We start from the raw sequence: 14,684 nt of genomic DNA, 5'->3' as shown, positions 1-14,684 counted from the left end.
ATCTATACAATATTTCGACAAAAATCTCCGTAATTATGATATTGTAGGGAATATAAGTTAATAATTGTGAGAAGGAGGAAGTTGTAAGAATGAAGAAAAAGAGAGTTGCTTTGGCTATTTGTGCATTATTTATGCTCGGGGGGACGGCGGTCTATGCTGCAAGTCCGCAGATTAAAGGTACGATTCAAAACTTTAAGTATCTTCTGAACGGAAAGAGCTGGAATCACTCCGATAAACCTATTCTGGTGAATGGACAGTATTATCTCCCCGTTAGTGTTGTAAAGGAAGCGACAAAGACAAACGTAACGATTGATAAGGCAAAAGGTACAGTACATATTGGAGAAAATTTAAAAGAAACACCTATTTTGAGTAAGCAAGTAACGTACTACGATGCTTTTTTAACTAGGGACAAAACATATACTTCTAATTTTAAAGAGGTCATTATAACTAAGGGATCTGTGCCTAGTGTATACCTTTATCCGGAAGCTAAATATCAAACATTGGTTTTAGATATTATGGCAATTGAAGAAGATGCAATCGTTGTCATTAATAACCAAGATAAAAATGAAGAGATGAAATCTTTATTGATATCCAAAGATTCCAAGGAGCAAATTGAAATAAATATAACCGGGATCAAGAGACTTGACGTAGCAATAAAAGGCAAGGCAGTTGTTTATCCAACTTCTCATTATAAGTAAGCAAGTAAGAAAGTGCACCTCCTAAATGGACATTGGAAAAACCTCTGGGTTAATCTGATTGACATTTTTGGGGGTGCATTTTTTCATGGCCATTAAAGGATACATTTTTATTTTTAGGGCGAAGGTACCGAATGATTTAAAAGGCTTGAAAAAGTGACACGCGTGTCGTATATTCTAATAAGTAATAAAGTGACACATGTGTCACTCGCTACTTATTAGTAATTCCAGGAGGTACATTTTTATATGGGGTCAAAAGCTGTTGAGAAAAGGAATTATATTTTAGCAAAGGCTACACATGTTTTTATTCGGGAGGGCTATACCTCCGTGACTATGAAAGACATTGTTGAGGAATGTGGTATAAGTCGAGGCGGTTTATACAAATATTTTAGCTCCACTAAAGAAATTTTCGAGGGGATTTTAACGTCTCAGAAAAGCATAGATAAATCTTATTTTTTTGAGAGCATGAAAAATGAAAAAAATGCCGTAGCCATTTTAACTGAATTTTTGCAGCAGCAGAAAGAGGAATTGTTAAATATTGGTAGCACTATCAGGTTAGCCATTTATGAGTTTTTCTTATCTCAAAAAGATAATTCGTTCGAGGGGATTTTAGAGCAGTACTTTAATGATGCTGTTGCTATGATTTCGAAAACACTCTCCTATGGAATTGAGCGAAAAGAAATAATGCCTCTAGATACAGATGGAATGGCAAGGCAAATTGTGATTTTGCTTGAAGGGTTAACGATTATGGCTTTGAGCATGTCTGTTTCACCAACACTGATAGATGAGCAGATAGACATGATGGTGGAAAGAATAGTTTCAGCTTGAGAATGGAGGACAATAATGAAGCGAATGATCAGGGCAGAAAAAATAATAAAAAAATTTAACAATAACGAAACGGTCTTAAAAGGAATAGACCTGTCCATCTCATCTAATTCGTTCACGGTTATTTTAGGTCAAAGTGGTTCTGGAAAGTCTACATTACTTAATGTTTTATCTGGTCTATTACGTCCGACTTCTGGCAAAGTTTTTTACAATGATATTGATATCACCAAATTAAGCAAAAGAGAACTATCAAATTTAAAGCGCAATGAACTTAGTATTATTTTTCAAAATTATTTATTGCTTGCAGATTTAACCGCCGAAGAAAATATCAAAATTGGCATGTCTCCTCAAAAAGTAGATCTATCGTATAACGAAATAACAAAAATATTAGGAATTGAGGACATTCTATCTAAATTTCCATCTCAATTATCAGGAGGTCAGCAACAGCGTGTTGCCATTGCAAGAGCGATTATAAAAAAACCTCATGTTCTATTTTGCGATGAAGCTACAGGCTCACTTGATGAAGAAAACAGTAAAATAGTTGTCGCCCTTTTACATGAAATCAAAAAGAGATATGGTGTAACCGTTATTTTTACTACTCACAATTTAAAAATTGCCGAAACGGCAGATCGAGTCATTACAGTGAAAGATGGTGCTGTTTATAAAGATATATGGAATGAAACCCCTTTATCTGCAAATGAAATAGATTGGGAGATCAATTAAATGAAATATTTATTTAAACAGTCATTTACAAGCTTTTTAAAAACGAAAAGCAATATTATCATCCTTTTTGCATTGGTAACATTGACGTCTTTTATGTATTTTTTTGTCCAATTCTCAGTAGATGAAAATATGAGTACATTAAATTCAATGATTCAATTAGGCCAGACTTTAACGGATAATCAGGAAAAATTTCTTGCAGCTTTACAATCCAATACCATTCTTGCACGTAGTTTTCTAATTATTCTAATTCTGATAACTGGATTTATTTTCTACATGTTCTATAAACGATATTTTACTCTTCATAAAAAGGAAATCGGATGTTTTAAGGCTTTAGGCTATACTGATCAAACGATATGTTTTCTATTCATCTCATTTACTTTCCTAATTTCAATAGTAGGCTCATTGCTAGGAATGATACTAGGATGGTTCGGTTCTGATCTATTACTAACTGCCAGCATTGAAGCTTATTCTGTTGAAAATGTAAAAAAAGGTATTCATCTCTTTAGTTTCCTGTTGGGCGTTGTATCAGTAGTTATTGTCTTGTGCGTTATTACATTTTGGGCTTGTTACCCGTTTTATAATAAAGAAACAGCATTACTTCTCAATGGTTCAGACAAGCAAAAAGAAAATCGCTTGGCTGAAAAACTCGCAAATATTGTACCAAAACGATATAAATTGTCTGTCAGGATAGCAATGAGAAAACCAATAACCATTTTATTAACAGTTATTACTGTAGGAATAGTTACATCTTTGTTTGTCATAAGTATTTCTTTAAATTTAAGTAGTAAAAAAGTATATACATCCCAAACAGAAGGACATAGATATAGCTTTGACACAAAATACGACGAGTATCAGACAGACGATGAAAGTAATTATGAAGTTAGCTATTATTTACGAACACCTATCGCCATAGAAATTGAATCTAAACAAGAAGTTGTTCAACAGATCGTTGGAATGGATGGACCTGTGCATCTGCTTGAACTAAAAAATGAACAAGGCACATCATTGACAATTCCAACAGATAATCAAGTTTTAATTAATCCGGCACTCAAGGAACTGTATGGATTCCACAAAGGGGACAAAATTAATTTTACGATTTCTGGACAAAGGCAAACGGCAATCATATTAGATATAGCTGAAAATGCAGAGACGAATTCGATTTATATCTCTAAAAAGCAAGTGGCCGAGTGGTTAGGTATTCCGAAAAACGTTCATACAGGCGTTTTGAGTACGGAGCCTTTAAATATGCACAGTGGAAAGACTATCACGATGACAGACAGATTGATAGAATTGGATAAAAATGCGGTATCTAACCGCATGAGTGGGGTCATTAATCAAGTATTGGGATGTATAATTGGCTGCCTTTTAATTTATTTAGTGTTATTACTCCATTTTCAAGAAAAAATAAAAGATATATTAGTATTGGATTTATTAGGATACCAAACAAAGAAAATTAATAAAATGCTAATCAATATATATAGACCAATTTTGTGCTTCTCATTTATCGTGACACTTTTTCCGAGTATCTGGATAAGCCAATTAATACAAAAGGGACTATCTATACAAACTGGTGACTATATGCCTTTTCAAACAAATGCGATTACTATACTAATAATTTTGTTAATATTAAATGTAATTTATACGTGTGTACAGATGATATTTAATCTCAAAATAAAAAAAATTATAAATCAAGAACAGATAACAAATTATATTTAACTTATTGTTAAAAACTAAATTAGCAGTTCTATATAGAAGAAACCATTCTGATCAATCTTTGTTCAAAATAGTTTCTTTTTGTTTGTCTAACGCACACCTTGTTATTTGTGATTAACATCATAGTATTGGTGTTTTCACGATGGTTTCTAGCCGTAGAATGGTCATGTAATCGCTTTACATTTAACAATTTGTGAATTCAATCACAATATGAATGTTCGATGCTATAATTAATATAATTCAAATTTTAACATGTTTACCCAGAGTGGTAAGGAGGAACGACTATGGCCAGATTTTTTAACGGAAAAGAAGTCGAACTGTTAGCTCCTGCTGGAACATTTGATATTTTTAAATCAGTTATTGATATGAATTGTGACGCGGTGTATTTTGGTGGACCTTCCCTGAATATGCGTATGATGCGCAAAGGATACAACCTGAGCTATGAGGAAGTTCGTCAAGCAATCGAGATGACACATGAACGCGGCAAGCGTGCGTATGTTACAGTGAACAATCTCATGAATGAAGAGGATCTGGATGAAGCTAAACGTTATTTTGCCTTCTTGAATGAGGCTAAACCCGATGCCATCATTGCACAGGACTTGGCCGTGTTCCCACTCATTCAGAGCATGAATTATACGAATATCCCGGTGCACTCTTCCGTAATGATGAATGTTCACAATATGGATATGATTGAAGCTCTGAAGGAAATGGGGGTAACACGTGTCGTTGCCTCTCGCGAGATGGACCTGCGCACAGCGGAACTTTTACAGTCGAAGACAGACATGGAGTTTGAATACTTTATCCATGGTGACATGTGTACGGTTCACGGAGGGAACTGCTTGATTAGCTCAATGCTGTATGGCAACAGCGCGAACCGTGGACGCTGTATGAAGCCTTGCCGCTGGGATTATCGGGTGAAGAAGGATGGGCATATCTATCCTACGGAATATCCGTTAGCAGCGAAGGACATGTACATGTATGAGCATATTCCAGAGCTCATCAAGTCCGGCATTGTGTCTTTCAAGATTGAAGGACGAATGCGTGACGAGGAGTTTCTCCGCTTGCTTGTCAATAGCTATGGTGATGCAATTGATCGCTATATCGCCGATCCAATCGGCTTTAATCGTAAGCAGGATGCAGAAGCGTTGTATGAGAATCGCAAGCGTGATTTCTCGACAGGCTATGCTTTCGATAAGCCTGGCTTGAATTACATTAACCGCCGTTATGAGGGCACAGGCAAGTTTTACAGCACGGGCAAGGTTTTCAGCACGCCGACGGCGGAGCGTGAGCTTAAGCTTGATCGTGTAGAGCAAGTCCGTGACAGATTGGGCAGTGCAAAGCGTGAAGGAACTGCTCATGCAGCACCTAAGGTGAGCGTCCATGTGAACAATGTCGAACAAGCCCGTGCTGCTCTCGCAGCAGGCGCTGATGTGATATATCTGACCGGAGATGTGTACCAGCCGGATCGTCCTTTTACCCGCGAAGAGATTGAGGCACTTACTGCTGAAAAGGGCCATACACAAATTCTGCTCGGCATGCCGAGAATGATGACGGAGCTTCATATGGAGCAATACAATCAATTTATTCGTGCGGGTGCAGGCAATGGCTTCTATGGATTGGACGGCTTACTCGTGACAAATATCGGTGCGATGCATAAGTTCCGTGATGTACAGTTGCCGATGGTTGCGGATTTCAATCTGAACGTGTTTAATCATATGTCGGCTGCTCTCTATCATGAGCGTTTCAATATGGAGCGTCTTCATGCTTCGCTTGAGCTTCCTCTGAATGACTTGACGAAGCTGCTGGACAACACGAATGTTCCAATTGAGGTTATTGTGCACGGTTCGCCAATCGTCATGTATCTGGAGCTTGATCTGTACGAGAACACGGAAGTGATGGAATCCATTGGTGAAGAGGATAATAAATTCGTCGATAACCAGTACCTCGTACTTATGACGGATAAAGGGGAGAACCCGGTATACCGTGATTGGAGCGGACGTAATCATCTGGCTCTCTCGAAAGAGCTGTGCTATTTGCCTATGCTAAAAGAATTGCACGAAGCAGGGGTCGATCATTTCCGCATTGAAGGTAAGACTTATACGCCTGAGCAGCTAGGCCATATCGTCTCTGTCTATAAGGAGGCCGTTAAGGATCTGACGCAGTGTGATTCTCTGTTTAAGGGGATGCAGCCCGTTTTTGCAGGCTATACCCTTGGCTCACTGCAGTTCGGTCAAGCGCTTAAGCTAGAGCCAGTAGAGGTATAGGGATTAATTAATATTTGTTTATATCTGTCATACATCATCGCAGCACTCAAGGAGGGCGGCAGACATCCTTGTCTGCCGCTTCTTGCGGGAAATCATATATACAAAGGGTGGATGAACGTGAGTAACTTGAATCAAGATCATGGTCATAGTCAGCAGGCGTCATATATCGGTCCAGAAGGAGTATTGGAGAAGCGTAAACAATATTTTTTCCCGTGTACGCATCATTTTTACAGAAATCCGCCGCAAATTGTGCGGGGAAAGATGCAATATCTGTATGATGAGCAGGGAAGTGAATATGTGGACTTCTTCGCAGGCGTATCTGTCGTTGCCTGCGGACACTGCAATGAGCAGATTACGGCGAAGACGATCGAGCAGCTTCAGACGCTGCAGCATACAACGACGATCTATCTGACGCAGCCAATGGTCGATCTGGCTGAACGGTTAGCGAACGGAGTGCTGCCGGGCAGCCTGAAGCGCACCTTCTTCTGCAATAGTGGATCAGAGGCGAATGAAGGCGCTATGCTGCTTGCTCGGCTGCATACAAAGCGCCGAGACTTTATCGCACTTGAGTACGGACTGCATGGCCGCACGTATCTGACGATGGGCGTGACAGGTATTCCGATGTGGCGCTCGGATGATCACCTGGATACAGGCGTTACGTTCATTCCGCGCCCTTATGATCCGGAACTGGATGATGAGACGGCTGCACGCCGCTCGGTTGAAGCGCTCCGTGAGGTGCTTGACAATAAGGGAGATACGATCGCAGCGATGATTGTTGAGCCTATTCAAGGCAACGGCGGCATGATTACTCCGCCGGATTGGTACTTCCGCGAGGTAAAGGCGCTGCTCGAACAGTATGGCGTTCTGCTCATCGCAGATGAGATTCAGACTGGTTTCGGCCGCACGGGTAAGATGTTCGCCATGGAGCATTACGGCGTCGTACCGGACATTATGGCGATGGCGAAGGCGCTCGGAAACGGGGTGCCGATCGGAGCATTTGCGACGACAGATGTAATTGCAGCGAGCTTCAATCGACCGTCGGCGTCTACTTTCGGCGGTAATCCAATGTCAGCTGTGACAGCACTGGCTGTGCTGGATTATATCGAGCATGAAGGCCTGGTTGAGCGTGCGGAGCGGGTGGGCGGACGCCTCATTAAAGGGCTTCGTATCCTGCAGGAGAAGCATCCGCTTATCGTGGATGTACGTGGTAAAGGCTTTATGTGCGGAGCGGAATTGCGCGGAGCAGATGCACAAGCGAGTGCTGACTTGACGGATGCTGTGCTAGAACAGATGAAGGATCTCGGCTATATTATCGGCAAGAACGGCACTGGCCGCAATGTGCTGGCTTTCCAGCCGCCGATCATCATGCCGTCTCAAGACGTTGATGCAATGCTGAAGGCGCTGGACGACGTGTTGACAGCTTGCGAAGCAAGGGAGTGCTGATCCGGTCATGGAACTGATTCGCAAGTTTACGCGCAAGACCCGAATGTTCGGTGAGCTCGTCATGTTTTCGCATACATTATTCTCCCTGCCTTTCGCACTCATCTCGATGGTGTGGGCAGCAGGAGGCATCCCGTCCGGGTATGTGCTCCTATGGTCACTTATTGCGCTTGTTGCCGCACGTAACGGAGCCAACGCTTTTAATCGCCTCATTGATCGGCAATTCGACGCGGCGAATCCGCGTACGGCGCATCGCCATCTGCCGCGCAAGCTACTGCATGAACGTGAAGTGACGACCTTCGTTGTCATCAACTTTGCAATTTTCATACTCGCAGCGGGTATGCTGAATCCGCTCTGCTTGTGGTTGTCGCCGGTGGCCATCATACTAATCTGCTCGTACTCTTACACAAAGCGCTTTACATGGCTCTGCCACCTGTATCTTGGCTTTACCATCGCCTCCGCACCGATCGGCGCGTGGTTCGCTGTAACGGGCGAATTCGCCTTCACGCCATTCGTGATCGGCACGATTGTCATGCTGTGGATCGGCGGCTTCGATATTATCTACGCGACACAGGATATAGAATTCGACCGCGAGACAGGCCTCTGGAGTGTGCCGCGCGTGTTCGGTCTGGATGAAGCGCTCTTTATTGCGCGCGGCTTGCATACGATTATGGTACTTCTGCTATTCTCCCTGTACGTTCTTCAAGATCTCGGTTGGTTGTACTTGATTGGCATCCTGTTCGCGACAATACTGCTTGCAGTTGAGCATAACATCATTAAGCCATCAAATCGCAAGCGGATGAATGTGGCCTCCTACAATTTGAATCAGGTGATCAGTATGGTGATCCTGTTCTGTACGATGGCGGATTATTTTCTAACATAGGTGAATATTACATTCGCTATTCTTGATTAGATTATGGGCGAGCGAAAGCCACTAGGGCCTCTAGGCTCACTTTCGGCATTGACGAGAGGAGTAAATGCGTTGGGTGTAGGCGTAAATAATGACTTTAGTCAGCATCTTAGAGTGGTAGCTGTTTCGGCCACCACCGGGACAGGCCGATGCAAAGATGTTGTCGTCTAGCCGATTCACGGCCTCATTCACAACACGAACAAGATGATTTGACGGAACGTCCTCTTCTAAGTCCATTGGCAGATAGAGTTGGTCCATGGTATATTGAATGTAAAAAGAAACCGCTCTTTTTAGATGGTTGCTCGACACTTCCATTCTACCAAAGGGCGGTTTCTTTGTTTATGTATTTTTGAATTGGGCATGCACGAAGCAGCAGAGAGGACAAAGCGATTCCGTAAAAGCGTAGCGTTCGCCTTTGTCCCCGAATTTCTTCCGCCAAGGAATAATTCAAGAAACTCGGGGGCAAGAGCGATTGGAGGAACGATTTGTACGCGTAGCGTCTCATAACAGACAGAGGGGGCGTCCCAGGTAAATGGACCTTTTGGGACACCCCTTTTTTCGTGGATGATAATTAAAATTAAAATAGTATTTCTTGAATCGCGAATTCCCGTTCCTTGGAAAGATCAATAAATCGGTCAGAGGTTTGAACGAGTGGACGGAAATAGTCCAATTGGTTATTCATGATAATGATTCCGGACTCCCCTGAGGAGAGAATGACTTTTTTTCCGATAAAGTTCGGAAGCATGTTCTGGATAAAAGCATGTGAAGGTTTGCCATTCAATTTACCGAAACTAAGGCTGTAGAGCTCCCTCAGAACGATAAGCAGCTGTTGTTTGGACTGATAGACCCTGTTGGTCGTCATGGCACTGTAAACGTCCGCTACAGCTGTAATATGAGAGTATGGGTGAATCTGTTCTTCACGAAGGCCCTTTGGATATCCAGTTCCGTCATCCCGTTCATGATGCTGCAGAGCAACAAGTGCTGTAACCTTGTCGTCGATGGACTCGCGAATGATATCATAACCATAAACCGTATGCAGTTTAATCTCTTCGAACTCCTGAGGAGAGAGTTTACCAGGCTTGTCCAGTATTTCTTTCGGTATTTTGCTCTTGCCGATATCGTGCAGATAACCAGCTTTGCCAATGTCATAGGATTCTCTAGAGGAGTAGCCCATCCATGTAGCAAGGTAATAGGAAAGCATACCGACCTGCATGGAATGCTTGTATGTATAATCGTCCTTACCGTTCAGTAGCAGAAGAAGAGAAACGACGTCTTTTTGTCCCATTAAGGAACCAACAACAGGCTGAAATGAATCATCAACGACACTTTTGTTAAATTTTCCGGTTTTAAACGCTTCCATAAAAATAGTGGAAAATCCGTCAATGGCTTGGTCAAAATGCGGTTTGACCTTGTTCAGTGATTCCGGTGTTTCAGACGACGGATCAATAGACAAGAGGATCTCACGGGGTTCAATATCAATATAGTCGATACTATGCTGCAAAAGCCTAGATATTTCCTCGAGCTGAACAATCGTTCCTTTTTTTAGGACATGGACACCATTTCTGTTGAAAATTTCTCGCAGCATTGTATCACCGGGTATCAGGTCTGTGACGTGTACTCTCAAATCATTGCACCTCTTACCTGTGTAATTAAGTATATAGTTTTATTATAAATCAATCTTAGCAAGAAAAAAATGGATTTACAATGACTTATTGACTAACAGTCATTTTTGAGTGGGTCCCAAGTCCCTGTCTGTGGCCCTTGCCATTGAGACCCGTCTTCCCAGCGTTCTTTCTTCCAAATAGGAACCGTTCGTTTTAATTCCTCGATAGCGTAGCGACTTGCGTCATAACATGTATCACGATGTGGGGAAGAAACGGCAATAACGACACTGATTTCTCCTATATCGACGGTGCCAATCCGGTGTGAAATTGCACATGCTGTACCAGGCCAAGAGGTCTGAATGTTAGAACGGATTTTTTGCATTTCTTGCAATGCCATCGGGATATAAGCCTCGTACTCCAATGTGATTGTGCGAAGGTCGCCTGTCATCTCTCTTGTCGTTCCGATAAAATTCAACGAGGCTCCGTGGTTTGGGTGGAGAACTTTTGCGAGTGTATCTTCAGGAGATAATATATCGGTTGTGATGACACACATGCCATCCGGTGTATATCCAGCATGTTTCATATGTTCCTCTTCATCACCAGACAATCCGTCACCGCCGGAAACGGGAGGAATCAGAGCTACTTCGTCGGTTTCAGTAATAAGGCTATCCTTAGCTGCGTATTGTTGGTTTACAGCAGCGAATGATATATCGATTAGCGAGCCTGCGTGGGGGTAGGTCTCGCGGATAATAGCTTTAAGCTCTCCGGTACTGATGGGAAATTCCTTGACGGGAACGCTAAGGACTGATGTACCGATTCGGTCTGCTAAACCTGCAAAAAGTAAGACTTGAACGTTATTTTTCATATAGGTTCACCTCGAATTCTTATGGGCTTCAATATACCATAATCCTGGTTAAAATGTTATGCTTGTAAGACCGAAAAAATCGATTATGTCACGGGGAGGGGCCGCTATGAGTCAGATGGCGACTGATAAGCTGACGATATTGCACACTAACGATATTCACAGCCATTTTGAAATGATGAGTGCAAATGCGGCGGTTATTTCCCGGGAAAGAAAAGCTGCAGGGGAAGAAGCTGTGTTAGTCCTGGATATAGGTGATCATATGGACAGAGCAGCCGTTGAGACGGAAGGTACGATGGGGCAGGCAAATGTGGATGTGATAAATCTGACCGGCTATGACGCCATCACGATCGGCAATAATGAAGGCCTGACTGTTCCAGTGGAAGCTTTGGAAACAGCTTATTCAGGATTGCTGTGTCCTGTCGTATGTTGCAACATTTTTGAGATTATCGGAGGCAAGCCCCCCGTCTGGATGAAAGAGCATGTCATTCTAGAGAAGAATGGCATTAAAGTAGGAATAACAGGAGCAACGGCAGCTTTTGACAGCTTTTATAAACTTTTGGGTTGGGATGCCAAGGATCCTGAAGCTTCAATTGCGGAACAGGTACAAATCCTGAGAAATCAGGTAGATGTAGTGATTGTCATGTCTCATCTAGGCATTACAGCCGACAAAGCTATAGCAGATCGTGTATCCGGCATCGATATCATTCTGGGCGGTCACACCCACCATGTATTAGAGGAACCTTTATTTATTAATGGAACTGCTGTTTGTGGAGCTGGAAAATTCGGTCATTATGTAGGCAAAGTCGAGCTGGAACGCAAAGCTCCACAAGAGCATTTTACCGTTATGAGCGGGTGCTGTATTCCTGTGGAGTGTACGGAGATTGATCTTGAAGTGGAGAATGCTGTGTTAATACATCGTGAACAAGCTGAAGAGCGTTTGCAGGAAGCTGTTGCGGTTACGGATCGAAAGCTTGAAGTGGATTATGAGAAGGAATCCTCATTGGCCAATTTGCTTGCACAGGCGGTTCGCCATCACACAAACACAGATATTGCAATCGTAAATTCCGGACAGCTGCTTGGTCATCTTCCTGCAGGACAGATTAGTGTCGGAATGATACATGGTCTATGTCCATCGCCTATCAATCCTTGCGTTGTGAAGCTTTGTGGCTCCGATATTCTTCAAGCTCTGGAAGAGAGCTTGCTCCCTGAGTTTTATAATAAGAAGATCATGGGTTTTGGCTTTAGGGGAAAAGTCCTTGGAGTTTTGGCTCTAGATGGATTAGAGGTACTGTACAACGAAGCAGGTCTTCATTACCACAAAATAACTCAGGCCAGTATCCAAGGTGTACCGATTGAGAAGGACCGGGAGTATGCTGTTGGAACGCTGGATATGTTCACCTTTAAAGTCGGATATGAAACATTGGCTAAAGGCCAAGATGTACTTTATATGCTTCCTGAGTTCATCCGCGATCTGCTGAGGCAGGAACTTTCGCGCCCTGGAGCGCTGGAGGAAAGCTTTCTTACCCGGTGGTTATCCTGAACATCCGACTATCTTCCTTTGGCCGAGCATACATATGAGTAGGACAAAGCTGAAGGATGAGAGGGGATGGCCATGGATTTTATCGCATCCATTATTTTGGGAATTGTTGAAGGACTAACGGAATTTATTCCGGTATCATCGACGGGGCATATGATCTTAACCGCTAAGGTGATGGGGTATGACGATCAGACACCGATTATGAAGACGTTTGAGATCGTCATTCAGCTCGGTGCGATCCTCGCGATCGCGATTGTTTATTGGAGTCGTATTACGAATCTACTGGGCTGGAGCCATAGTGAACCGTTGTTCAAGCAAGGGGTACCGAAGAAGAGATTGAACCTTATGCATGTTATTCTGGGGATAGCTCCGGCTCTCACCGTTGCTTTTTTTGCGAAGGATTTCATTAAAGGTTTGTTTAGCGCCCAAACTGTGCTGTATGCTCTTGTGGCAGGTGGTATATTTATGATGTTTGCGGAGTGGTACAATAAAACAAAATCTCGGATTACTGCCCATGATATGGATGACCTGACGTACAAGCAGGCGCTTTTGATCGGCTTGTATCAGATTATTTCGGTGTTGTGGCCCGGTTTCTCCCGTTCAGGCTCGACGATTTCCGGAGGGATGCTGAGCGGAGTGAGCTACAAGGCAGCTGCAGACTTTTCGTTTCTGATTGCAATTCCGATTATGTGTGCGGCGGCAGGGTATGAGCTGTTGGAATCGTATCGTTACTTTACAACAGATGTGCTGGGACTGTTTATTACCGGTTTTATCGTATCATTCGTGGTAGCTTACTTTGTAGTTCTGGCATTTATGAAGCTGATCCAAAAAATCCGACTGACTCATTTTGCAATCTACCGTTTTGTACTGGCCGCTGTTTTCTGGCTATTTATCATGCAGTAATTAATGCTGTCTGCATTAATTTGAAATCCTTCATTCACAAACCCCAAGCACAACATTTTTTGGTGCGAAACAATTCATATATCGAAATGCAGAGGAAGTGGCAGTTTGCGTCTTATACCCGTAAACTTATTGAAGCCAGGAATGGTTCTTGGCAAAAAAATATACAATAGCGACGGATTGATTCTGCTCGCGGAGGGTGTGAAGCTGACGGATGGCTTAATCCGTCGGTTGGGCGGTCTAGACCTTAGTTATATTTATATAGAGGATGCGAAGACAGAAGATATCGTAATTCCGGAACTGCTGAGCGAGCAGACCAAGCTAGAGGCGATCCGCTCCATCCGAACGGGCTTCAAGAACCTGGAGGAACGGCCAACGATGAAAGGCAGTTTTCTTCATTTGGGCAAAACCTTTTCCGGGATGATGGAGACGATCATGGACGAAATATCGGCGGTGGACGAATCGATGGTGCTGCTTACCGATATGAACACGAATGATTTTAACCTGTACCAGCATTCCCTGAATGTATGTCTGTATTCAATGGTGCTTGGTATCTCCTACGGTTACAGCCGGGAGGAAATCAGAGTACTAGGCCTCGGAGCACTGATGCATGACATCGGCAAAACCCGGATTCCTCCGGGTCTGATTCAGAAACCGGGACGATTGACCGATGAGGAATTCCGGGAAGTACAGAAGCATACCGAGATTGGATTCAAAATTTTAAAGGACGAGCCGAATATTCCGCTTATCTCTGCGCACTGTGCGCTCCAACATCATGAGCGTCTGGATGGCTCAGGATATCCAAGAGGCCTGAAGGGTCCGGAGACCCATGAATATGCCAAATGGATCGCAATAACCGACTCTTATGACGCGATGACAACACACCGGGTATACAAACCTGCAATGCTGCCTCATCAAGCGGTAGAAGTAATGTACGCCGGTTCGGGAACGCTGTATGAACAAAGTTTTCTTGCAATATTCCGGGATCGGGTTGCCATATATCCCCCAGGGATGACGGTTCAACTTTCAACGGGGGAAACCGGAGTGGTCTCCAAGATTCACTCTGAAGTGCCTCACCGGCCAGTGGTTCGTATATTGAACAACGCTGCCGGAGAGGAACTTAGACAACTCTATGAAATTGACTTGTCGGAATCACTTGCTGTGATGATAGCCGGTACCGGACAGACCAACCTAGATTAATAGAGATG

The 14,684-nt window shown here is 43.2% G+C and carries 12 protein-coding genes and 1 pseudogene; 10 read left to right on the top strand and 3 right to left on the bottom strand.

Annotation, left to right across the window (positions count from 1 at the left end; translation table 11 throughout):
* Positions 1 to 89: 89 nt before the first annotated feature.
* The 7 genes from MNQ98_RS22965 to MNQ98_RS22935 all read left to right on the top strand — a co-directional run bounded on the left by MNQ98_RS22965 (position 90) and on the right by MNQ98_RS22935 (position 8,543).
* Positions 90 to 698, top strand: a complete 609-nt coding sequence (locus tag MNQ98_RS22965; protein WP_241930321.1) for a stalk domain-containing protein — start codon at positions 90 to 92, stop codon at positions 696 to 698.
* A gap of 243 nt (positions 699 to 941) precedes the next feature.
* Positions 942 to 1,523: a TetR/AcrR family transcriptional regulator gene (locus tag MNQ98_RS22960; RefSeq protein ID WP_241930320.1), complete on the top strand. Its 582-nt coding sequence runs from the start codon at positions 942 to 944 to the stop codon at positions 1,521 to 1,523.
* Positions 1,524 to 1,538: 15 nt separating this feature from the next.
* A complete protein-coding gene (locus MNQ98_RS22955; protein ID WP_241930319.1) occupies positions 1,539 to 2,243 on the top strand; it encodes an ABC transporter ATP-binding protein in 705 nt (234 codons plus the stop codon).
* On the top strand, positions 2,244 to 3,959 hold the full coding sequence (locus MNQ98_RS22950; RefSeq protein WP_241930318.1) for an ABC transporter permease: 1,716 nt from the start codon (positions 2,244 to 2,246) through the stop codon (positions 3,957 to 3,959). It begins immediately after the preceding gene.
* A gap of 281 nt (positions 3,960 to 4,240) precedes the next feature.
* A complete protein-coding gene (locus tag MNQ98_RS22945; protein WP_241930317.1) occupies positions 4,241 to 6,220 on the top strand; it encodes a peptidase U32 family protein in 1,980 nt (659 codons plus the stop codon).
* A 117-nt stretch (positions 6,221 to 6,337) separates the two neighbouring features.
* Positions 6,338 to 7,663 (top strand): aspartate aminotransferase family protein, encoded by a 1,326-nt coding sequence (locus MNQ98_RS22940; RefSeq protein WP_241930316.1) that lies wholly within the window; start codon positions 6,338 to 6,340, stop codon positions 7,661 to 7,663.
* Between the two features lie 7 nt (positions 7,664 to 7,670).
* Positions 7,671 to 8,543: a UbiA-like polyprenyltransferase gene (locus MNQ98_RS22935; protein WP_241930315.1), complete on the top strand. Its 873-nt coding sequence runs from the start codon at positions 7,671 to 7,673 to the stop codon at positions 8,541 to 8,543.
* Between the two features lie 69 nt (positions 8,544 to 8,612).
* Here MNQ98_RS22935 and MNQ98_RS22930 read toward each other — a convergent pair.
* The 3 genes and pseudogenes from MNQ98_RS22930 to MNQ98_RS22920 all read right to left on the bottom strand — a co-directional run.
* Positions 8,613 to 8,885, bottom strand: a pseudogene (locus MNQ98_RS22930) (transposase); the annotation flags it as partial.
* 262 nt (positions 8,886 to 9,147) lie between these two features.
* Entirely contained in the window at positions 9,148 to 10,194 is a 1,047-nt protein-coding gene (locus MNQ98_RS22925; protein WP_241930313.1) for an HD-GYP domain-containing protein, read from the bottom strand.
* A 92-nt stretch (positions 10,195 to 10,286) separates the two neighbouring features.
* A complete protein-coding gene (locus tag MNQ98_RS22920) occupies positions 10,287 to 11,039 on the bottom strand; it encodes a molybdenum cofactor biosynthesis protein (protein ID WP_241930312.1) in 753 nt (250 codons plus the stop codon).
* 106 nt (positions 11,040 to 11,145) lie between these two features.
* Here MNQ98_RS22920 and MNQ98_RS22915 point away from each other — a divergent pair, with 106 nt between their 5' ends.
* The 3 genes from MNQ98_RS22915 to MNQ98_RS22905 all read left to right on the top strand — a co-directional run bounded on the left by MNQ98_RS22915 (position 11,146) and on the right by MNQ98_RS22905 (position 14,676).
* Positions 11,146 to 12,579, top strand: coding sequence for a bifunctional metallophosphatase/5'-nucleotidase (locus MNQ98_RS22915; protein WP_241930311.1), 1,434 nt, complete (start codon positions 11,146 to 11,148; stop codon positions 12,577 to 12,579).
* 72 nt (positions 12,580 to 12,651) lie between these two features.
* Entirely contained in the window at positions 12,652 to 13,479 is an 828-nt protein-coding gene (locus tag MNQ98_RS22910; RefSeq protein WP_241934011.1) for an undecaprenyl-diphosphate phosphatase, read from the top strand.
* Between the two features lie 105 nt (positions 13,480 to 13,584).
* Positions 13,585 to 14,676 carry an HD-GYP domain-containing protein gene (locus MNQ98_RS22905; protein WP_241930310.1) on the top strand — a complete coding sequence of 364 codons (1,092 nt, stop codon included), beginning with the start codon at positions 13,585 to 13,587 and terminating at the stop codon, positions 14,674 to 14,676.
* Positions 14,677 to 14,684 lie beyond the last annotated feature (8 nt).

This window comes from Paenibacillus sp. N3/727 (genome assembly GCF_022637315.1).
In the GTDB taxonomy this organism is placed as follows: domain Bacteria; phylum Bacillota; class Bacilli; order Paenibacillales; family Paenibacillaceae; genus Paenibacillus_AQ; species Paenibacillus_AQ uliginis.
This window is presented reverse-complemented; position numbering and strand designations above follow the sequence as displayed.

Coding starts and splice junctions, on each gene's coding strand:
- MNQ98_RS22915 (WP_241930311.1), top strand. CDS start 11,146: ATGAGTCAGATGGCGACTGATAAGCTGACGATATTGCACACTAACGAT.
- MNQ98_RS22935 (WP_241930315.1), top strand. CDS start 7,671: ATGGAACTGATTCGCAAGTTTACGCGCAAGACCCGAATGTTCGGTGAG.
- MNQ98_RS22920 (WP_241930312.1), bottom strand. CDS start 11,039: ATGAAAAATAACGTTCAAGTCTTACTTTTTGCAGGTTTAGCAGACCGA.
- MNQ98_RS22950 (WP_241930318.1), top strand. CDS start 2,244: ATGAAATATTTATTTAAACAGTCATTTACAAGCTTTTTAAAAACGAAA.
- MNQ98_RS22960 (WP_241930320.1), top strand. CDS start 942: ATGGGGTCAAAAGCTGTTGAGAAAAGGAATTATATTTTAGCAAAGGCT.
- MNQ98_RS22945 (WP_241930317.1), top strand. CDS start 4,241: ATGGCCAGATTTTTTAACGGAAAAGAAGTCGAACTGTTAGCTCCTGCT.
- MNQ98_RS22910 (WP_241934011.1), top strand. CDS start 12,652: ATGGATTTTATCGCATCCATTATTTTGGGAATTGTTGAAGGACTAACG.
- MNQ98_RS22955 (WP_241930319.1), top strand. CDS start 1,539: ATGAAGCGAATGATCAGGGCAGAAAAAATAATAAAAAAATTTAACAAT.
- MNQ98_RS22965 (WP_241930321.1), top strand. CDS start 90: ATGAAGAAAAAGAGAGTTGCTTTGGCTATTTGTGCATTATTTATGCTC.